This is a genomic window from Microbacterium sp. UBA1612 (assembly GCF_002321605.1).
GTDB lineage: Bacteria > Actinomycetota > Actinomycetes > Actinomycetales > Microbacteriaceae > Microbacterium > Microbacterium luteum.
Window position 1 is genome coordinate 32,290 of sequence record NZ_DCMW01000018.1, and the last position, 18,773, is coordinate 51,062.

At 70.1% G+C, this 18,773-nt stretch carries 16 protein-coding genes and 1 riboswitch; of the genes, 10 read left to right on the forward strand and 6 right to left on the reverse strand.

Annotated elements, in window-relative coordinates:
- Positions 1-992: 992 nt before the first annotated feature.
- Entirely contained in the window at positions 993-1,571 is a 579-nt protein-coding gene (locus B3S45_RS07200; RefSeq protein ID WP_286718480.1) for a GNAT family N-acetyltransferase, read from the forward strand.
- Between the two features lie 136 nt (positions 1,572-1,707).
- Positions 1,708-2,643, forward strand: a complete 936-nt coding sequence (locus B3S45_RS07205) for a DNA-formamidopyrimidine glycosylase family protein (protein WP_194383566.1) — start codon at positions 1,708-1,710, stop codon at positions 2,641-2,643.
- Here B3S45_RS07205 and glpK read toward each other — a convergent pair.
- From glpK to B3S45_RS07220, 3 genes are all read right to left on the reverse strand, one after another.
- Entirely contained in the window at positions 2,626-4,176 is a 1,551-nt protein-coding gene (gene glpK / locus B3S45_RS07210; protein WP_194383567.1) for a glycerol kinase GlpK, read from the reverse strand. The two genes, B3S45_RS07205 and glpK, sit on opposite strands and share 18 nt — an antisense overlap.
- Positions 4,177-4,237: 61 nt before the next feature.
- Positions 4,238-6,076, reverse strand: coding sequence for a dienelactone hydrolase family protein (locus tag B3S45_RS07215; RefSeq protein WP_286718484.1), 1,839 nt, complete (start codon positions 6,074-6,076; stop codon positions 4,238-4,240).
- Between the two features lie 125 nt (positions 6,077-6,201).
- Positions 6,202-7,923, reverse strand: a complete 1,722-nt coding sequence (locus tag B3S45_RS07220) for a glycerol-3-phosphate dehydrogenase/oxidase (RefSeq protein WP_286718487.1) — start codon at positions 7,921-7,923, stop codon at positions 6,202-6,204.
- 83 nt (positions 7,924-8,006) lie between these two features.
- Between B3S45_RS07220 and B3S45_RS07225 the strand changes: the two genes are divergently transcribed.
- The 7 genes from B3S45_RS07225 to B3S45_RS07255 all read left to right on the forward strand — a co-directional run bounded on the left by B3S45_RS07225 (position 8,007) and on the right by B3S45_RS07255 (position 14,669).
- Complete coding sequence (locus tag B3S45_RS07225; RefSeq protein WP_286718492.1) at positions 8,007-8,984, forward strand: sugar-binding transcriptional regulator; 978 nt, start codon at positions 8,007-8,009, stop codon at positions 8,982-8,984.
- Between the two features lie 68 nt (positions 8,985-9,052).
- Positions 9,053-9,213: riboswitch (FMN riboswitch) on the forward strand.
- 103 nt (positions 9,214-9,316) lie between these two features.
- Complete coding sequence (gene ribD, locus B3S45_RS07230) at positions 9,317-10,360, forward strand: bifunctional diaminohydroxyphosphoribosylaminopyrimidine deaminase/5-amino-6-(5-phosphoribosylamino)uracil reductase RibD (protein WP_286718495.1); 1,044 nt, start codon at positions 9,317-9,319, stop codon at positions 10,358-10,360.
- The gene (locus B3S45_RS07235) at positions 10,361-11,002 is read left to right on the forward strand and encodes a riboflavin synthase (RefSeq protein ID WP_286718497.1); all 642 of its coding nucleotides are present in this window, start codon (positions 10,361-10,363) and stop codon (positions 11,000-11,002) included.
- Positions 10,999-12,276, forward strand: coding sequence for a GTP cyclohydrolase II (gene ribA / locus B3S45_RS07240; RefSeq protein WP_194383571.1), 1,278 nt, complete (start codon positions 10,999-11,001; stop codon positions 12,274-12,276). The genes B3S45_RS07235 and ribA overlap by 4 nt, the downstream gene beginning before the upstream one ends.
- Positions 12,273-12,749 (forward strand): 6,7-dimethyl-8-ribityllumazine synthase, encoded by a 477-nt coding sequence (gene ribH, locus B3S45_RS07245; RefSeq protein WP_286718499.1) that lies wholly within the window; start codon positions 12,273-12,275, stop codon positions 12,747-12,749. Before ribA ends, ribH begins: the two co-directional genes overlap by 4 nt.
- A 62-nt stretch (positions 12,750-12,811) precedes the next feature.
- Positions 12,812-13,165, forward strand: coding sequence for a Fe-S protein (locus tag B3S45_RS07250; protein WP_286718501.1), 354 nt, complete (start codon positions 12,812-12,814; stop codon positions 13,163-13,165).
- Positions 13,166-13,205: 40 nt separating this feature from the next.
- Entirely contained in the window at positions 13,206-14,669 is a 1,464-nt protein-coding gene (locus tag B3S45_RS07255) for an MFS transporter (RefSeq protein ID WP_176759416.1), read from the forward strand.
- A gap of 22 nt (positions 14,670-14,691) precedes the next feature.
- On the opposite strand, the gene B3S45_RS07260 is transcribed toward B3S45_RS07255, so the two are convergent.
- Genes B3S45_RS07260 through B3S45_RS07270 form a run of 3 tightly spaced genes read right to left on the reverse strand, consistent with a single transcriptional unit; the run spans position 14,692 to position 17,329 of the window.
- Positions 14,692-15,522, reverse strand: a complete 831-nt coding sequence (locus B3S45_RS07260; protein WP_286718504.1) for an ABC transporter permease — start codon at positions 15,520-15,522, stop codon at positions 14,692-14,694.
- Positions 15,519-16,391 carry an ABC transporter permease gene (locus B3S45_RS07265; protein WP_194383574.1) on the reverse strand — a complete coding sequence of 291 codons (873 nt, stop codon included), beginning with the start codon at positions 16,389-16,391 and terminating at the stop codon, positions 15,519-15,521. The genes B3S45_RS07260 and B3S45_RS07265 overlap by 4 nt, the downstream gene beginning before the upstream one ends.
- Positions 16,388-17,329 (reverse strand): ABC transporter ATP-binding protein, encoded by a 942-nt coding sequence (locus B3S45_RS07270; RefSeq protein ID WP_286718507.1) that lies wholly within the window; start codon positions 17,327-17,329, stop codon positions 16,388-16,390. The genes B3S45_RS07265 and B3S45_RS07270 overlap by 4 nt, the downstream gene beginning before the upstream one ends.
- A gap of 95 nt (positions 17,330-17,424) precedes the next feature.
- Here B3S45_RS07270 and B3S45_RS07275 point away from each other — a divergent pair, with 95 nt between their 5' ends.
- On the forward strand, positions 17,425-18,768 hold the full coding sequence (locus B3S45_RS07275) for an ion channel protein (protein WP_286718509.1): 1,344 nt from the start codon (positions 17,425-17,427) through the stop codon (positions 18,766-18,768).
- Positions 18,769-18,773 lie beyond the last annotated feature (5 nt).

An 18,773-nucleotide genomic window follows, 5' to 3' on the forward strand; every position in this document is an offset into this window, starting at 1 on the left:
AGCCCCTCGCCGGTGACCACGAAGACCTCGAGGAGCCGCAAGAGAGCGAGGCAGGTCAGTCGCCCACCGACCCGCACGGCTCGGATGAGGTCGGCTGGAGCGGACGACGGGAGGTAACGGTCTCGACGGGCGCGGACGAGCACACCATCATCGACTGCGGCGCGGATAGCGCGGCGCGACATCCCTTCCGTCGTGAGCTCTGCGCGTGTCCATGTCCGCCAGTCCGTGTGCATGACCAGCATCGTCGCGGCCCCTCGCGCCCGCTCACGCCATGCCGCCTTCGCCTGGGGATGACCTGCATCACGACGGCGCCTGTGCAGGGGAACACGTGCCCGAACGCAGGCTGCGCGCCACGGCCGTCGGCGTGTCACCCCGTCCCCGTCCGTCTCAGCCTGAGTTGGGACACCGGATCGGGTGCGGGGGCGCATGGAGCCCGGACGGGGGAACGGGCGGTGCGGCGTGCACGAATTCAGGTCCAGGGCCACCGCCAGCGGCGTGTCGGCGCCGTCCCGCACCTCCCAACCTGAGTTGGGTCACGAACAAGAGGGCTGACGGTCGGGGAGCCGCACGGAGAGACGTGCCGGGTGGGTGATTGAACCGGGCGGGAGACACGAGGCGGGAACCGGGCAGCGGGACGGCAGGGCAGCGCCGCAGCGTGCCGCCCTGGCATCACCTTCCCCGCACTCCTGAGCACCAACTCAGGCTGAGAATCACCGCTAGCGGCGTGTTGGCACCGTCTGGCGCCTCACAGCCTGAGTTGGGGCACCAACGTAGCGAGAGACAGACGGGACAGCCAGGCAGGAGACGGACGGGGTTCCGGGCAGGAGACGGACGGGGCAACTGGGCAGGAGACGGACGGGGCAACTGGGCAGGCAGGCGGGCGGAGGAATGGGAGGGCGACGCAGGGCGGAGGAATGGGAGGGCGACGCAGGGCGGAGGAATGGGAGAGCGACGCAGGGCGGAGGAATGGGAGGGCGACGTAGGGTGGGGAGATGCGCGCCGTCGACCTGGCCACCGAACGCTTCGTGCTGACGGCGCCGGAGGCGGCCGACGTCGACGCCGTGTTCGCCGCATGCCAGGATCCGGAGATCCAACGGTGGACGACGGTGCCCGCGCCGTACGAGCGACACCACGCCGAGGAGTTCTGCACCGGAGCCGAAGATCGCTGGCGCACCGGCGTCGAGCAGACGTGGGCGATCCGCGAGGGCACGGCACTGCTCGGCGTCGTGGGGCTGAACCGCACGTCCGCGGACTCCGCCGAACTCGGATACTGGATCGCGCCCGCCGCGCGCGGCCGCGGCGTGCTCGTCGAAGCCGCCCGGGCCGCGCTCGACTGGGGGCTGGACCCGGCAGGTGGCGCCTACGCACGGATCGGATGGCGCGCCGCGGTCGGCAACCTCGCCTCGGCACGTGCCGCTCGCGCACTCGGATTCCACTTCGAAGGCATGTCGCGGATGGCGCTCCCCAGCCACCGCGGCCGGGAAGATGCGTGGCTCGCCGGCCTGCTGCCGGGCGATGACCGCTCCCCGCAGCCGTGGCCGATCCTGGAGCCGTCGGCGACCGCGTCCTGACCTCGTCGCGCCACGCGCCAACCCGCCGACGCCCGCCTGACGGATCCCTCCCGCGATCCGGCGGCCGGCACCAGCCCGCGCCCCGCCGCCGACCCCTGTCCGCCCAGCGGCCGCCCCGCCGTGCCAGGATGAGGGCATGCCCGAGATGCCGGAGGTGCAGGGACTCGTCGACTACCTCGACGGGCGGATCACCGGACTGACCGTCACCAAAGTCACCGTCACGAACATCGCGGCCCTGAAGACCTACGACCCGCCGGTGCAGTCGCTGCACGGCGCGGAGATCACGGGCGTGAGTCGACACGGCAAGTTCCTCGACGTCGCCGCAACCACCGCAACCGCCCCAACCGCCCCAGCCACAACCGACGTTGCCACAGCCACCCCCACCGCAACGACGGATGACGCCGTCCTGCACCTGGTGTTCCACCTCGCCAAGGCCGGATGGCTCCGCTGGTACGACGCCCTGCCGGCGACGGCTCTCCGCCCGGGCAAGTCCCCCATCGCCGCGCGCGTCGCCCTGTCGGACGGGTCCGGCTTCGACCTCACCGAGGCGGGCACCAAGAAGTCGCTGTCGGTGTCGGTCGTGCGGAACCCGGCGGATGTGCCCGGCGTCGCCCGTCTCGGGCCCGACCCGCTCGATCCGGCCTTCACCGTCGACACCCTCGCGGGCGTGCTCGCCGGTCGTCGCACGCAGATCAAGGGCGTGCTGCGCGACCAGAGCCTCATCGCCGGGATCGGCAACGCCTACTCGGATGAGATCCTGCACGCCGCGCGGATGTCGCCCTACGCGCTGGCGTCGTCGCTCGACGCCGACACCGTCTCGCACCTGTACGAGGCGATGCAGGCGACGATCGCGGAGGCCCTCGCCGCCGCGTCGGGGAAGCCACCGGCCGACCTCAAGGACGCCAAGCGCCGCGGCATGAAGGTGCACGCCCGGCGCGGCGAGGCGTGTCCGGTCTGCGGCGACGAGGTGCGCAGCGTCTTCTTCGCCGACAACTCCCTCGAGTACTGCCCGACGTGCCAGACCGGCGGCAAGATCCTCGCCGATCGCCGCCTGTCACGACTGCTGAAGTGACCCGCCGTCGTCGGTCGTGCCCATGAGCACGCGCGCGTCGTCGTCGACCCAGTCCAGGGACTTCGACACGGCCTTGCGCCACAGCCGACGTCGCCGGTCGCGCTCGTCGGTGCTCATGCGCGGCTCGAACCGGCGGTCCTCGCGCCAATGCGCCCGCAGCTCGTCGTGGTCGGCCCACACTCCGGTGGCAAGGCCGGCCGCGTAGGCCGCGCCGAGCGCCGTGGTCTCGACCACCTGCGGGCGCACGACCGGGATGCCGAGGATGTCGGCCTGGAACTGCATGAGGAGGTCGTTCTTCGTCATGCCGCCGTCCACCCGCAGCTCCTCGAGCGGGTGGCCGGTGTCGGCCTCGACGGCCTCGATGACATCCCACGACTGGAAGGCGGTCGACTCGAGGGCCGCGCGAGCGATGTGATGCCGGTTGACGTAGCGGGTGAGCCCGACGATGGCCCCGCGCGCATCCGGACGCCAGTGCGGGGCGAACAACCCGCTGAAGGCCGGCACGAAGTATGCGCCGCCGGCGTCGTCGACGCCTCCGGCGAGCTCCTCGACCTCGTCGGAGGAGCGGATGAGGCCGAGGTTGTCCCGCAGCCACTGCACGAGCGATCCCGTCACCGCGATCGACCCCTCGAGGGCGTAGCGCGCCGGCTCCTCACCGATCCGGTAGGCGACGGTGGTGATGAGACCGTTGCCCGAACGGACGATGTCGGTGCCGGTGCCCACGAGCAGGAAGTTCCCGGTGCCGTACGTGTTCTTCGACTCCCCCGGTTCGAAGGCGGCCTGGCCGAACGTCGCCGCCTGCTGATCGCCGAGGATCCCCGCGATCGGGATCCCGGCGGCCGGGGCGGGCTCGACCACCTCGCCCACGACGGCGGAAGACGGGCGGATGCCGGGCAGCATCGAACGGGGGATGTCCCACATCCGCAGCATCTCGTCCGACCAATCGAGGGTCTCGAGATCCATCAACAGCGTGCGGCTGGCGTTGGTGACATCGGTGATGTGCTCGCGCCCGTCGGTGAGCTTCCAGATCACCCACGAGTCAGGCGTTCCGAACAGCAGGTCACCGCCCTCGGCGGCCCCGCGGGCGCCCTCGACGTTGTCGAGGATCCAAGCGATCTTCGAGGCGGAGAAGTAGGTGGCCAGCGGAAGCCCGGTCGTCCCGGCGAAGCGGTCCACGCCGCCGTCGGCGGCGAGACGGTCGACGCGCGGCTGGGTTCGGGTGTCCTGCCACACGATCGCGTTGGCGATCGGGCGTCCGGTGCGACGGTCCCACACCACAGCGGTCTCGCGTTGGTTGGTCACGCCGATGCCGGCGATGTCGCCCGCGGAGAGGCCGGACTGCTCCAGCACCGCTTCGAGGACCCACGACGTGTTGGTCCAGATCTCCTCGGGGTCGTGCTCGACCCAACCCGCTTTGGGGAAGATCTGCTCGTGCTCGCGCTGTGCGCTCGTGACGACGGATCCTCGGGCGTCGAACACGATCGCCCGGGTCGAGGTGGTCCCCTGATCGATCGCGATCACGTGTTCGGCCACGTCGCCTCTTTCTTCTCGGATGGGATGCGGGGCACCCGTGGACCGGGTGCCCCGCATCGGGTCATACGACGTACGTCAGCGTATTCGACGCGGAGACCATGGCGACGGCGGCCGCCATGATCAGCCCGCCGATGTACGGGTTGGACGTCTCTCGGTAGATCTTCCGCGACACGATCGCCGCGACGGGGAGGATCACCAGGACCGGGAACAGCCAGATGCTGAAGATGCCTCCGAAGCCCGGGATGAGGTGACCGCTTGCCGCGAAGGTCACGTACTGCGCGATGACCAGGACGAGCGGACCCAGCGCGTTGAAGAACGCCAACAGGGCGGTGTTGATCCACTCGCGACCACCGATGGTCACACGGTTGAAGACGTTCACGGCGACGGAGTTCGCGACGAAGTAGATCACGAATAGCGGCAGAACGATCAGCGCGAGGCCGATCTTGTCGGGAGTGAACGCCCGCACCGCGAGGACCCACAGGCGGAAGTCGGTCTGGAAGAAGTAATCCACGACGAACACGAGTCCGAACGCCGCGACGACGGTCAGCAGCGCGACGGCGACACCGGCGCCGAACGGCCGCCATCCCTGCCAGAGACCGCGGGCGGCGAGGCCGGAGTTCGAGCCACGCATCGTGAACCACCACGCGGCCAACAGCACCAGGAGGGTGAAGACGCCGTTGACGGCGGCCCAGAACCCGATGAAGTACGGCGGGGTCTGCGGGATGAACGCCGGCACGAGACCGGTGAAGGCCTGCTGGCTCAGCCACACGTACGTGACGGCGCTGACGACGGCGGACACCGCCAGGCCACCCCAGAACCACAGCTTCGCAGCGCGTCCGGCCAGTGGTTGCGCGTCAGGGGCGGGGAGGCGAGCTGCTGCGAACATCTTCGTCGTCACCAGAGCACGGGCGAACGCCACGAGGAAGATTCCGAATCCGATGAGTCCGAGGGTGTTGAAGAAGACCTTCCACTGCCACACCTGATTGGCGGCGTCGATCGGATTCGGCGACTCGAACACGGTGTCGAAGAATTCCACCAGGTCGCCTGCCGCCGTCGCGGACGTGTGGGACCACGGGTGAGTCTGGTCGAGGCTGTAGATCACGCGGGAGCTGTCGGTGCCGTCGATCGCCTCGTCGTAGTAGACCCCGGCCTCGCGCTCGTCGGTGAACGACGACGGATCGGCCCCGAAGTGCAGGAAGGACTGCGCGTTGTCGGTCGAGACGTAGTCCCGAGGGGCGGTGAGCACGACGCCGTTCTCGTCATAGGTGCGGAAGAAGAACTCGTCGTACTTCGCTTGGATGAGACCGGTGTCGCGGGCCCCGTAGACGTTGACCCACTCCCCCGTCTCGGGGTTCTTGTAGATCGGGTCGTTGTCGACCAGCAGCACGGCGGCGATGAGCGGCTCGGCGGCTTCGTTGTCCTCGAGCACGGAGAAATTCGCGGCACGGGCGCCGTTCGAGTGGCCGGTCACGCCGATCTCCTGCGGGTCGACGTATGGCAGGTCGTGCATGAGCTTGACGGCGTCGTACATGCCGGTCCCGGCCACGGCCTCCTCGCCGGGGACGAGCCAATCGCTGTCGCCGTGGCCGTACATGTCGATCGACATGACCACGAACCCGCGCCGCGCAAGCTCGACGTAGTTCAGGTCCTGCATCTCCCGGTTGTTGAACCATCCATGGCTGGCGACGACACCCGGGGCGGGGTTGTCGGGGGTGGCGCTCTCGGGGACATAGAGCAAGGCGCTCATCGTCTTTCCGGTGGGCGTCTCCCAGCGCAGATCCTCGATCTCGACGCTTCCGGCGTCGGACTGGACAAGCGAGGCCCCGACGCCGGACACGGCGACGAGGATCAGGGAGAGCACCAGCCAGAAGGCATTCCGGCGGTACAGCTGCGGTTTCACGTGGACACTCCTTCGTGAGTCGGGTGGAGCCGCGTGATCGATCACGTCACCGTGAGATCCTGCGACTCCGGAACCCTAACCAGCGGGTGAACACCGTCGCAACCGCCGTGCACATATGTGCATTCTCATGCCGGAGTGTCCGCGTCGGCCGTCGCCTGCCACCCGTGGAGGGCGGCCAACTGATCCATCGTGCGCGCGATCTCGGAACCGACGCGGGCCTCATCCCACTCCAGGACCGAGGCGACGGCCTCCGCGACCTCGGTGAAGATCTCACGAGACAGCCGCCCGGTGAAGGCAAGGTCGGAGCGCCGCTGGAGGAGGTCGGCGAGGCGCTCGACATCCTCGTTGACCGCAAGGAATCGCAGTTCCCCCGTCGAGAAGTCCGGGAGGGTCTCGAGCGCGCGATCGTCGTCGTCCTCGACGATCGCGTCGATCACCTCGCGCGCGATCGTGCCGTAGCGCGCAAGCAGGACGGCCGCGCGCTCGCGCCCGACACCGTCGGCGTGGCGTTCCACCCACGCCTGGCGCGAGCGCTCGTCGACCGGGTATCCCTTGCCGCCACCGATCGCGAGGCCTCGCGTGGTCACCGAGCGCTCGCGGCCGAGCTCTTTCAGCGCGTCATCGGCGAGGTGCTCCGCCGACGCGCGGAAGGTCGTCCACTTGCCGCCCACGAGCGTGATCAGGCGCGGCCCACCCGTCACGAGCACGCCGTGCTCGACGCGGTAGTCGCGCGAGACGAACCCGGGCGGCAGGTCCTCGTGGCTGGGCAGCGGCCGCACACCGCTGAAGCGGTAGACGATCTGAGATCGGTCGACGGCGATGTCGGGCAGCACCTGCGCGATGAGGTCGATGAAGTAGTCGACCTCATCCTCCGTGCACACCGCCGGCTCCGTGATGTCGTGCTCGAGGTCGCTCGTGCCCACCAGTACGCGGCCCTTGAGGGGGTGGATGAGCACGATGCGTCCGTCGCTGTTCTCGAAGAACAGCTCGCGTCCGCCGGTCGCATCCAGCAGCTCGGGGTGGTCGAGGACGATGTGCGAGCCCTTCGTCCCGGCCATGTAGCGAGTCTCTCGACCGAGTGCGTCGTTGACGAGGTCGGCCCACGGTCCCGCGGCGTTGATGACGATCTGGGCGGAGAAGGGGATCCGCCGCCCGGTCGGCCCGTCTTCGAGCACGACCTGGTCGCCGTCGATGGCAACGGCGGCCGTGTAATTGACCGCACGGGCGCGGTCGCCTCCGGCGGCGCGCGCGTCGCGGACGAGGTCCTGCCCGAGTCGCTCCGGGTCGCGGATCGCGGCGTCCCAGTACGTCGCGGTGTACTTCACGTCGGGACCGAGATCCGGCAGCGCGCGAAGCGAACGCTTGCGCCCGTGGAACTCGTGCCGGGGCACACGGCCACCGTTGCGCGAGAAGGAGTCGTAGATCGTCAACCCGACCTTGATCAGCAGCGCCCCGCGTTCCTTCGGCTTCCCCGACCGGTGCGTGAGCATGCGCAGCGGGGCATTGAACAGCCCCGAGAAGGCCGAGTGAATCGGGATGGTCGTCTGCAGCGGCTTGACGTAGTGCGGCGCCGTGCCGATGAGGTCGTTGCGCTCGCGGACGGCTTCGTGGACGAGACGGAACTCGCCGTTCTCGAGGTAGCGCACCCCGCCGTGGATCATGTGGGACGACCCGGCGGAGGCGCCACTGATGAAGTCGTTCTTCTCCACCAGCGCGACATCCACCCCCTGCAGCGCGAGGTCGCGGAAGGTGGCGAGACCGTTGATGCCGCCGCCGATGATCAGAACCTCGGCGTGGGGCCGGGCGGCGAGGTCGGTGCGGAGGGAGGGCGCGTTTCGATCCGTCATGGTCGTCCTTTCGATCCGGTATCCATCATCACACCGCTGCGCGATATTTCAGCGGCTCTGCACACATGTGCAACCATGTCGTCATGGACGATATCGACGACGGGCGCGACGGTGCGTTCCGTGTAGACCGAGCGCACACCGCGGCGCACCTCTACTACGTGCAGAACCGAACCATGGATGCGATCGCCGGGGAACTGCGCACATCGCGCTCGACGGTCTCCCGGCTGCTCTCCTACGCGCGCGCCCAGGGCATCGTCGACATCCGGATCCGCTCGCCGCACGAGGCGCCTCATACGCTGGAGTCGCGCATCGCGACGCGCTTCGGCGTCACCGCGCACGTGGTGCCGATGCCCGGCGACCTGCCCGAAGCGGAACGTCTGGCGCGCGTCGCCCTCGGCGCCGCCCACGTGATCCACGACTTCGTGCACTCGGAGCTCACCGTCGGCGTCGCATGGGGGTCGACGCTGGCCGCGGTCAGCACGCACCTCATTCCGAAACCCGTGCACGACACCACCTTCGTGCAGCTGAACGGCTCGGGGAACACGCATACGACCGGTCTGCTCTACGCCAGCGAGATCCTCAGCCGCTTCGGCGAGGCGTACCGCGGAAGCGTGCAGCAGTTCCCGGTCCCGGCGTTCTTCGACGACCCGGAGACCAAGCGCCTGCTGTGGCGCGAGCGCAGCACTCGGCGCATCCTCGAGACGCAGGACAAGATGGGCCTCGTGCTCTTCAGCGTGGGGTCCGCGTCGGCGCGGGTACGCAGCCACGTATACTCCGGCGGATTCCTCGACCCGTCCGATCTCGGCGCCCTCGCCCGGGACGGGGTGGTCGGCGACGTCGCCACGGTCTTCTTCCGGGCCGACGGGTCCAGCGACGGCATCGCGCTGAACGAACGTGCGACGGGCCCCGACTTCGCGGCGCTGCGGCAGGTTCCGCGGCGCTGCTGCATTGTGGCGGGCGAGTCCAAGCTCGCGAGCCTGCGCGGCGCGATCGCGGCGGGCCTGGTGACCGACCTCGTGATCGACGAGGGAACGGCCCGCGCCCTGGTGGAGAACGACTGACGCCTCCGTGACGCGGTGCGCATCGGGAATGGATGCGCACGCGTGCGGTTGACCTAGAATGAGTGTCGACGTGCTCCGGGGTCGGTGAGAATCCGAACCGGCGGTGAAAGTCCGCGACCCCGCATCGAGATCCGAACGGATGACGATGCGGGTTGATCCGGTGGAATTCCGGAACCGACGGTGATGCGACGGGGAAACCCGACGCGAGTCCGGATGGGAGGTGGCACGAGCGACGCTGACGCGTCGCCGCTTCCCGTCTTCCGTGTGCGCGATGATCTGCAGCAGCGCGATGATCTGCGGCAGTAGAGATCAGACGGACGAGGAGATGACGGATGCCGGCCACCGCGGCGGAGCAGGGCGCGATGCGTCGCGCCCTCGACCTCGCCCTGCGCGGCCCGCGAGGCGCGAACCCCCAGGTCGGCGCGGTCATCCTCTCCCCCGACGGCGAGGTCCTCGCGGAGGGGTGGCATCGAGGCGCCGGAACCGCGCACGCCGAGGTCGACGCCCTGTCGCACCTGTCCGACGGTGCCGCGCGCGGCGCCACGGCCGTGGTCACCCTCGAGCCCTGCAATCACACCGGGCGCACCGGACCGTGCAGCGAAGCGCTCATCGCGGCGGGCATCGCCCGCGTCGTGTTCGCCGTCGACGACCCGGGAGAGGCGTCCTCCGGCGGGGCCGATCGACTTCGCGCCGCCGGCATCGATGTGGAGCCGGCCGTTTTCGCCGCCGACGGCACCGACCTGCTCGGGTCATGGCTCGCGGTGCAGCGCCTCGGGCGTCCGCACGTGACGGTGAAGTGGGCGCAGTCACTCGACGGACGAGCCGCCGCCGCCGACGGCACGAGCCAGTGGATCACGGGCTCCGCGGCACGCGAAGACGTGCATCGCCGCCGCGCGGCGGCCGACGTCATCGTCGCCGGCATCGGCACGGTGCTCGCCGACGACCCCGCCCTCACCGCCCGCACCCCCTCCGGCGCACTGCACGACTCCCAGCCGGTGCCGCTCGTGCTCGGGCGCCGCGACATCCCGCACGATGCGGCCGTGCGCCGGCATCCCCGCCCGTTCCTCCAGCGCGCGGGCGACGACCTGCCCGCGGTGCTGGCGGAGCTGCGCGGCCTCGGCTTCCATCGGGTGTTCGTCGAGGGCGGGCCCGCCCTCGCCTCGGCGTTCCTGCGCGCCGGCCTCGTCGACGACGTGATCGTCTACGTCGCCCCGGTGCTGCTCGGCGGTGCACGGCTCGCCCTGGGCGAGATCGGCGTGCCGACCATCGGGTCGGCCCTGCGGCTCGACACCGTCTCGATCGACCCACTCGGCGACGACGTGCGGATCATCGCCCACCCCTCCTCCGCCGCGGCGGACCCGACGAAAGGCGCGTGAATGTTCACCGGAATCATCGAGGAACTCGGCGAGATCACCGACGTGGCGCTTTCCGGCGACGGCGTCCGGCTGACGGTGCGCGCGCCGATCGCGGTCTCCGACGCCTCCCACGGCGACTCCATCGCCGTCTCCGGCGTCTGCCTCACCGTCGTCGAGCAGGCCGCCGACGGGTTCACCGCCGACGTCATGAAGCAGACGCTCGACATGTCGACCCTCGCCGGGGCGGCGCCGGGTCGCCGAGTGAACATCGAGCGGGCCACCGCGACCGGCGGGCGCCTCGGCGGCCACATCGTGCAGGGACACATCGACGGCACCGGCGAGGTGCTCGAGGTGCGGCCCGGTGCGCAGTGGCTCGTGCTGCGGATCGGTCTGCCCGCTCAACTCGCGCCCCTCGTCGTCGACAAGGGCTCCATCGCCGTCGACGGGGTCTCCCTCACCGTCAGCTCCGCGAGCGCCGCCGACGCCGACGCACCGTGGTTCGAGGTCTCCCTCATCCCCGAGACCCTCACGGCCACCACCCTCGGCGAGCGCGCGGCCGGTGACCGCGTGAACCTCGAGACCGACATCCTCGCGCGCCACGTGCAGCGACTCCTCGCCTTCGCGCCGACCGCCGGCGCAGATCCGGAAGGAGGCTCCCGATGAGCCTTTCCCCCATCTCCGACGCCCTCGACGCCCTGCGCGCGGGACGCCCCGTCATCGTCGCCGACGACGAGAACCGCGAGAACGAAGGCGACGTCATCCTGTCCGCGCAGCTGGCGACGCCGGAATGGATCGCGTGGACCGTCCGATGGTCCAGCGGCTTCATCTGCGCGCCGATGCCCGCCGATCGCGCCGACGCCCTCGACCTGCCGCCGATGGTGGAGACCAACCAGGACGCCCGCGGCACCGCGTACACCGTGAGCGTCGACGCGGCCGACGGCATCACCACGGGCATCAGCGCCGCCGACCGCGCGCACACCCTCAACGTGCTGGCGAACCCCGCGTCGACGCCGTCGAGCGTGATCCGCCCCGGACACATCCTGCCGCTGCGCGCCGTCGACGGCGGCGTGCGGGAGCGCGGCGGACATACCGAGGCCGCCGTCGAGCTCATGCGGCTCGCGGGGCTGGAACCGGTGGGAGCGATCGCCGAGATCGTCGCGGAGGACGGGTCGATGATGCGCCTTCCCGGTCTGATCGAGCTCGGTCGACGCGACGGCGTGCCGGTGATCACGATCGAGCAGCTCATCGCGCACCTCGGGGAGGTCGACCCCGACGGCACCCGGTCCGGCCACGCGCATCGCCGCCGCGTGAGCCTGCGCGCAGAGTCGCGCGTTCCCACCTCCCACGGCGAGTTCCGCTTCCTCGCCTACAAGGACCGCGTGACCGGCACCGACCACATCGCCGTCGTCTCCGGCGACCTCTCCTCCGACGCCCCGCTCGTGCGGGTGCACTCGGAGTGCCTCACCGGTGAGGCGTTCGGATCGCTGAAGTGCGAGTGCGGATCGCAGCTGGATGCCGCCCTCGACGCGATCGAGCAGGACGGCGGCGTCGTGGTCTACATGCGCGGTCACGAAGGACGCGGCATCGGCCTCATCAACAAGCTCCGCGCCTACGGGCTGCAGGAGCGCGGCTACGACACCGTCGACGCCAACCTCGAGCTCGGGCTGCCGGCCGATGCGCGCGACTACGCCGCGGCCGCGGGCATCCTCGCCGACCTCGGCGTCGAGCGCGTGCGCCTGCTCACCAACAACACCGACAAGGTCAGCCAGCTGCGCGAACTCGGACTCGACATCGTCGAGCAGGTGCCGCTGCTGGTCGGCGTCGGACCCAACAACCACCAGTACCTCGCCACCAAGCGCGACCGCATGGGACACATCATCGCCGAGGAGGACCTCGCCGACGCGGTCGCGCAGATGAAGGAAGGAGCCGGCGCATGAGCGGCACCGGAGCACCCCAGACCCCCGCCCCCGTCGACGCGACGGGGCTCTCCGTCGTCGTGATCGCCGGCACGTGGCACGACACCATCACCGACGGGCTCGTCGCCGGCGCTCAACGCGTGCTGGATGCCAGCGGCGCCGACCACCGCCTCGTGCGCGTGCCCGGCTCGTTCGAGCTCGCCCTGGCGGCGCAGGCCGCCTTCGCGGGCGGGGCCGACGCGGTCGTGGCACTGGGCGTGATCATCCGCGGCGGCACGCCGCACTTCGACTTCGTCGCCGCCGCCGCCACCGACGGACTCACCCGCGTGTCGCTCGACGCCGGCAGACCCGTCGGGTTCGGCGTGCTCACCCTCGACGACGAACAGCAGGGACTCGACCGGGCGGGCCTGGAGGGCTCGAAAGAGGACAAGGGTGCGGAAGCGGCGGACGCCGCGGTGCGCACCGCTCTGGTCACCCGCGCGCTGCGCGGCTGACGGGGCGACGGTTAGGTCGTCCTTGCTGGCGGCCTCGCATCCGGCGCCGTAGGTTGTGTCGCATGGAGTTCCTTCGCCACCTCGTCGTGCTCGTCCATCTCGTCGGGTTCGCCCTGCTCTTCGGCACATGGGCGGTCGAGGCCATCGGTGGCCGTCGGAACGTGACACGGCTGATGAACTGGGGCCTCGCCGTCGCCGCCGTCGCGGGCCTCGCCCTCGCCGCTCCGTGGGGAGTGTCGTACGAGCTGAACTACATCAAGATCGGCGTCAAGCTCGTCATCCTCCTCGTCATCGGAGCGCTGCTCGGGATCGGCTCCGCACGGCAGCGCAAGCGCGGCTCGGTGCCGACCGGCGTCTTCTGGTCGATCGGCGCGCTGACGCTCGCGAACGCGGCCATCGCGGTGCTCTGGACGTGATCCGGATCGGCGGGCGCCGAGAGTAAGCTTGTCGCTCGCCATGACTTCCCCCCGAACCGCTCCGGCGAATCCCCGCTCTCGCGTCATCACCGCGAGCCTCGTCGGCACGACGATCGAGTTCTACGACTTCTACGTCTACGCCACCGCTGCCGTGCTGGTCTTCCCGGCGCTCTTCTTCCCTACCGGGAACGACACGACCGCTCTGCTGCTGTCGTTCAGCGTCTTCGGCGCGGCGATGATCGCCCGCCCGCTGGGGGCCATCGTCTTCGGCCATTTCGGCGACCGGTTCGGCCGCAAGATCACGCTGGTGTGGTCCCTGCTCACCATGGGCGTCGCCACGATCCTCATCGGGTGCCTCCCCACCTTCCAGGACATCGGCGCCGCTGCCGCGGTGCTCCTGCTCGTCCTGCGCCTCGCCCAGGGCTTCGCGCTGGGCGGCGAGTGGTCCGGCGCGGCGCTCGTGGCGACGGAGAACGCGCCGAAGGGCAAGCGCGCCTGGTACGGCACCTTCCCGCAGCTCGGCGCTCCGCTCGGGTTCATCATCGCCAACAGCGTTTTCCTCGCGATCAGCTGGGCCCTCCCGCACCCCGACGGCCCCACGCAGCAGTCCGAGGCGTTCCTCGCGTGGGGATGGCGCGTGCCGTTCCTGTTCTCGGCCGTCATGGTGATCATCGGACTGTGGGTGCGCCTGCGCCTGGTGGAGTCGGAGACGTTCGTGAAGGCCGGAGCGCACGGCGCGCTGCGCAAGTTCCCCCTGGTCACGGTGGTCCGCCGCAACGGCTGGCAGATCGTGCTCGGCACGTTCATCATGCTGGCCACCTACGTGCTGTTCTACCTGATGACGAACTTCACGCTCTCCTACGGCACCAAGGCGGCCGACCTCGATACCGCCACGGCGGCGGCCCGCACGGCCGCGGAGGCATCCGGCCAGAGCTTCGACGCGGCCGCGTTCGCCGACCAGTTCTACCCCGGGCTCGGCTTCGGCTACACCGACTTCGTGCTGATGCAGATCATCGGCGTGGTCTTCTTCGGCATCTTCACCCTGCTGGCCGGTCCCGTCGCCGACGCGATCGGCCGACGGCGCCTGCTGCTGTGGATCACGGGGCTGATCATCGTGTTCGGACTGACCTTCAACGTGTTCCTGCTGCCGCAGGCCGACCCGAAGTTCACCGGGGCGATGGTGCAGGCGTTCCTCGTGTTCGGGTTCATGCTCATGGGTGCCACGTTCGGACCGATGGGCGCCGTCCTCCCCGAGCTGTTCCCGACGAACGTGCGCTACTCGGGATCGGCGATCGCCTACAACCTCTCCTCGATCCTCGGCGCCGCTCTCGCCCCGATCGTGGCGGTGGCCCTGTGGGCCGCGACCGGCGGCGCCCCGTGGCTGGTGGGCGTCTACCTGTCCGCGATGGCGGTGCTCACCTTCGTCGCCCTCATCCTCGCCCCGGAGACCAAAGACGTCGACTACGACGACAACATCGGCGTGGCCGCCAGCGGCTCGCTCTGACCGTCTGCGGGCGGCGGTTCGTTCAGTCCAGGAACAGGGCGCGCAGCCGCCGCGTGGTGAACACCAGCCCGAGGGCGATCATGACCACGAAGTAGAGCACGTGCCACAGCATCCCCGCGGAGAGGATGCCGGTCGTGAGGCCGCGGATGAGGTCGACGGCGTGCCACAGCGGGAACGCCATGATGATCTGCTGCACCCACTCCGGGTAGACCGAGATCGGGTAGAGGGTCGCCGAGAACAGGAACATCGGCAGCAGCACGAAGTTGATCCAGTCCATGTGCTGGAAGGTCTTCATGAAGCTCGTCACCGCCATCCCCACCGCCGCGAAGCCGAACGCGATCAGGAGCACCGCCGGAAGCGCCAGGATCGCGGTCCACGCGAGGTTGAGGCCGGCGATCTGCATGACGATCATGAACCCCGACGCATAGACGAGGCCGCGCAGCAGTGCGTACAGGATCTCGCCGAGCGCGACATCGAGCGGACCGAGCGAGGTCGCCAGCATGCCCTCGTAGAGCTTGCCGTAGTTGAGCTTGAAGAAGACGTTCCACGTCGAGTCGTAGATCGCGCCGTTCATCGCCGAGACCGCCAGCAGCGCCGGGGCGATGAACGCGGCGTAGCTCACCTCGACGCCCGGCGCCGCCTCGACCTCGCCGATGATGACGCCGAGTCCGATCCCCATCGACAGCAGGTAGAACACCGGCTCGAAGAAGCCCGAGACGACCACGACCCAGCTGGAGGATCGCGCCGCGATCAGGCCGCGCTGCACCACGGCCTGCGGATTGCCGGACCAGAGGGCCCGCACCCCGCCGGCGCGGGCTCGGCCGACCGGGTGCTGCGTCGTGCCGGCGCTCATGCCGCGAGCCTCCTGGCGAACAGGCGCCGCGCGACGACGAGTCCGCCGGCGGTGAGCGCGAGGAGATAGATCAGGTGCACCGCGATCATCCCGGGCGCCACCTCGGCTCCGTACGTGACGACTCGGCCGAGCTCGGTGGCGTGCCACAGCGGCGAGATCCATCCGATCCACTGCAGGCCGATCGGGAGGTTCGTCAGAGGGTAGAACGTTCCCGAGAAGAGGAACATGGGCATGAACACGAAGCGCTGCACCAGCGCGAACTGACCCTTGTCGTCCACGATCGACGCCGCATACGCCATCAGCGGCACGCCGAAGGAGAGCCCCGCGAGGATGCCGATGGGCATCGACAGCCACGCCGTGGCCGGCACCAGGGCGCCAGGCTGGAGAACGGCGAAGAACAGGGCGATGAAGGCGAAGTAGAGCACGACGGTCATCGTCATGCGCGCGGCGGCACCGGCCACCACGCCGCCGGCGATCTGCCCCGGCGACAGCGGCGAGGCCGAGAATCCGAAGAAGTACCGCCGCCACTTGAAGCCCGCCATCACGGGGTAGGTGAACTCCTCGCTGGCGACGGCGATCGCCGAGGTCATCAGCAGCGCCGGGGCCACGAAGACGAGGTACGGCACCTGCTGAGAGCCGTCGTCGATGGGCGCCTGGATGAGCGCGGCCAGCCCGACGGCGAGGCCGAGCAGGTAGAGCATCGGCTGCCCCAGGGCCCCGACCACGATCGTCCATCCGTAGGCGCGCATGGCGCGCACCATGTGCTCGGTGACGTACAGCGCGCCGCGGGCGCGCGGTCGGCGCCCCCACGCGAGGGCCTCCTCGCGGAGCTCGTCGAGCGTGGGCGCGTGCGTCTGCTCGGTCGTCATTCGATCAGCGACCGTCCGGTCAGTCGCAGGAAGACGTCTTCGAGGCTGGAGCGCCGCACGAGCGACGTGCGCGGGTGCAGATCGCGCGCGGTGACCTCCTCCAGCGCCCGCTCGCCGTCGTGCGCGTACACGAGGACCCGGTCCGGCAGCACCTCGATGCGGTCGCCGACGCCCGTCAGCTGCGCCGCGACCTGCTCGTTGCGATCCGACCCGAAGCGCACCTCGAGCACCTCGCGGCTGGAGTGTTCGCGGATGAGCGACGCGGGCGACCCCTCGGCCATGATGCGGCCCTTGTCGACGACGATCAGTCGATCGCAGAGCTGTTCGGCCTCATCCATGTAGTGCGTGGTGAGCACCAGGGTCGTCCCCCGCTCCTTCAACCGGAACAGCCGGTCCCACAGCACGTGGCGCGCCTGCGGATCCAGCCCCGTTGTCGGCTCGTCGAGCAGCAGGATGCGCGGGTCGTTGATCAGGCCACGGGCGATCGTGAGACGCCGCTTCATGCCGCCGGAGAGCTGATCGACCTTGTTCCTGGCCTTCTCCTCCAGCTGCGCGAACGCGAGGAGCTCGTCGGCGCGGCGATGGCACTCGCGGCCCGGCAGCCCGAAGTACCGGCCGTAGATGTACAGGTTCTCGCGCGCGTTCAACTCCCCGTCGAGGTTGTCCTGCTGCGGGACCACGCCCAGTCGCGACCGGATCTCGGGGCCGTTGCGGTCGGGATCGAGTCCGAGGATCGACAGGTCGCCGCCGGAGCGGGCGGAGACCGCGCCGATCATCTTCATGGTCGTCGACTTGCCCGCCCCGTTCGGACCCAGCAGCCCGAACGACTCCCCGGCTGCCACCTCGAACGAGAGGTCGTCGACGGCGACGAACGCGGGTTTGCCCGCCACCCGGTAGGTCTTCCGGAGGTTCTTCGCGGAGATCACGGGTTCGGGCACCGTCTGAGAGTAGTCCCCGGCGGCGACATCCGTTCCCCTATCCTGGCAGCGCGCCCAGATCGGCTCGGCGCGGCACGAAGATCTCGGGGGATCCCATGGCAGAGCAACCCGCCCGCCCGGTTCCGGAGTTCGGGCGCGAGCACGATCACGCCGTGGCCGCACGGGCCTCCCCGACCAAGCGCCTTCTCGCGCTGTCACTGCCGGCGCTTCTCATCGGGGTCGGCAGCGCTCTCGGCCTGATCGTCCTCGACCTCGCCGCACTGGCGCTGGAGGACCTGCTGTGGGAGGTGCTCCCTGCCACGACCGGCATCGACCCCGACGGGGCGGGCTGGATCATCGGCATCCTCACCGGCGCCGGGCTCGCCACCGGCCTCATTGTGCGCTTCGCGCCCGGACACGCCGGGCCCGACCCCGCGACGGAGTCGTTCTTCCCGCCGCCCATGCCGCTGTCGACCCTCCCCGGCCTCGCCGCAGCCGCGATCCTCACCCTCGCCACGGGCGTGAGCCTCGGACCGGAGGCGCCGATCATCACGATCAACGTCGCCCTCGCGGTATGGATCTGCCGCCGCCTGGTGCCGAAGATCCCCACGCGGCTCGTCGTGCTGATGGTCGTCACCGGCACCTTCGGCGCCCTGTTCGGCTCGCCGGTCGGGGCCGCGCTGCTGGTCACGTCGGTCGCCGCGACGATCGCGTCGAAGGAACTGCTGTGGGATCGGCTGTTCGCGCCGCTCGTCTCGGCCGCCGCCGGGTCGATCGTGATGCTGCTGTCCCACCACGGCAGCCTCGCCCTCCCGCTGCCGGCGGTCGAGCTGGACATCCTCCCCGATCTCGGCATCGCGATCGTCGTCGCCGCCGTCGCGATCGTCGTCGGCCTCGGGCTGCTCTACGCCTTCCCGCTCGCGCACCGTCTCTTCCACCGGTGGCGCGACCCGATCCTGCCGCTCACCGTCGCGGGGCTGCTGCTGGGCATCCTCGGTGCGATCGGCGGTCCCATCACGCTCTTCAAGGGCCTCGACCAGATGGCCCAGCTGGCCGAGCAGGCCGACGACTTCACGCCGGGGCAGCTCGCGCTCATCGTGCTCGTGAAGCTCGCCGCTCTCCTCATCGCCGGCGCCGCCGGCTTCCGCGGCGGCCGCGTGTTCCCGGCCGTCTTCATCGGCGCGGCCGTCGGCGTGCTCGCCTATGCCCTCTTCCCCGGCATCCCGCTCACCCTGGCGATCTCGGCCGGTGTGCTGGGCATCTGCCTCGTCGTCATCCGCGACGGCTGGCTCTCGCTGTTCATCGCCGCCGTCGTCTCCGGCGACGCCGCGATGGTGCCCATCCTGTGCATGGTGGTGCTTCCCGGATGGCTCGCCGTCGCCCGTCTTCCCGAGATGCGGATCACACCCCCCGAGGGCCACCGCGAAAACGACGCCGCGACCCCCGCCAGACCGGCCTGAGACCG

What these genes read in the sequence shown, in the direction of transcription:
- B3S45_RS07200 (WP_286718480.1), top strand. Translation starts at nt 993, where the DNA reads ATGCGCGCCGTCGACCTGGCCACCGAACGCTTCGTGCTGACGGCGCCG.
- B3S45_RS07205 (WP_194383566.1), top strand. Translation starts at nt 1,708, where the DNA reads ATGCCCGAGATGCCGGAGGTGCAGGGACTCGTCGACTACCTCGACGGG.
- B3S45_RS07220 (WP_286718487.1), bottom strand. Translation starts at nt 7,923, where the DNA reads ATGACGGATCGAAACGCGCCCTCCCTCCGCACCGACCTCGCCGCCCGG.
- B3S45_RS07225 (WP_286718492.1), top strand. Translation starts at nt 8,007, where the DNA reads ATGGACGATATCGACGACGGGCGCGACGGTGCGTTCCGTGTAGACCGA.
- ribD (WP_286718495.1), top strand. Translation starts at nt 9,317, where the DNA reads ATGCCGGCCACCGCGGCGGAGCAGGGCGCGATGCGTCGCGCCCTCGAC.
- B3S45_RS07235 (WP_286718497.1), top strand. Translation starts at nt 10,361, where the DNA reads ATGTTCACCGGAATCATCGAGGAACTCGGCGAGATCACCGACGTGGCG.
- ribA (WP_194383571.1), top strand. Translation starts at nt 10,999, where the DNA reads ATGAGCCTTTCCCCCATCTCCGACGCCCTCGACGCCCTGCGCGCGGGA.
- ribH (WP_286718499.1), top strand. Translation starts at nt 12,273, where the DNA reads ATGAGCGGCACCGGAGCACCCCAGACCCCCGCCCCCGTCGACGCGACG.
- B3S45_RS07250 (WP_286718501.1), top strand. Translation starts at nt 12,812, where the DNA reads ATGGAGTTCCTTCGCCACCTCGTCGTGCTCGTCCATCTCGTCGGGTTC.
- B3S45_RS07255 (WP_176759416.1), top strand. Translation starts at nt 13,206, where the DNA reads ATGACTTCCCCCCGAACCGCTCCGGCGAATCCCCGCTCTCGCGTCATC.
- B3S45_RS07260 (WP_286718504.1), bottom strand. Translation starts at nt 15,522, where the DNA reads ATGAGCGCCGGCACGACGCAGCACCCGGTCGGCCGAGCCCGCGCCGGC.
- B3S45_RS07265 (WP_194383574.1), bottom strand. Translation starts at nt 16,391, where the DNA reads ATGACGACCGAGCAGACGCACGCGCCCACGCTCGACGAGCTCCGCGAG.
- B3S45_RS07275 (WP_286718509.1), top strand. Translation starts at nt 17,425, where the DNA reads ATGGCAGAGCAACCCGCCCGCCCGGTTCCGGAGTTCGGGCGCGAGCAC.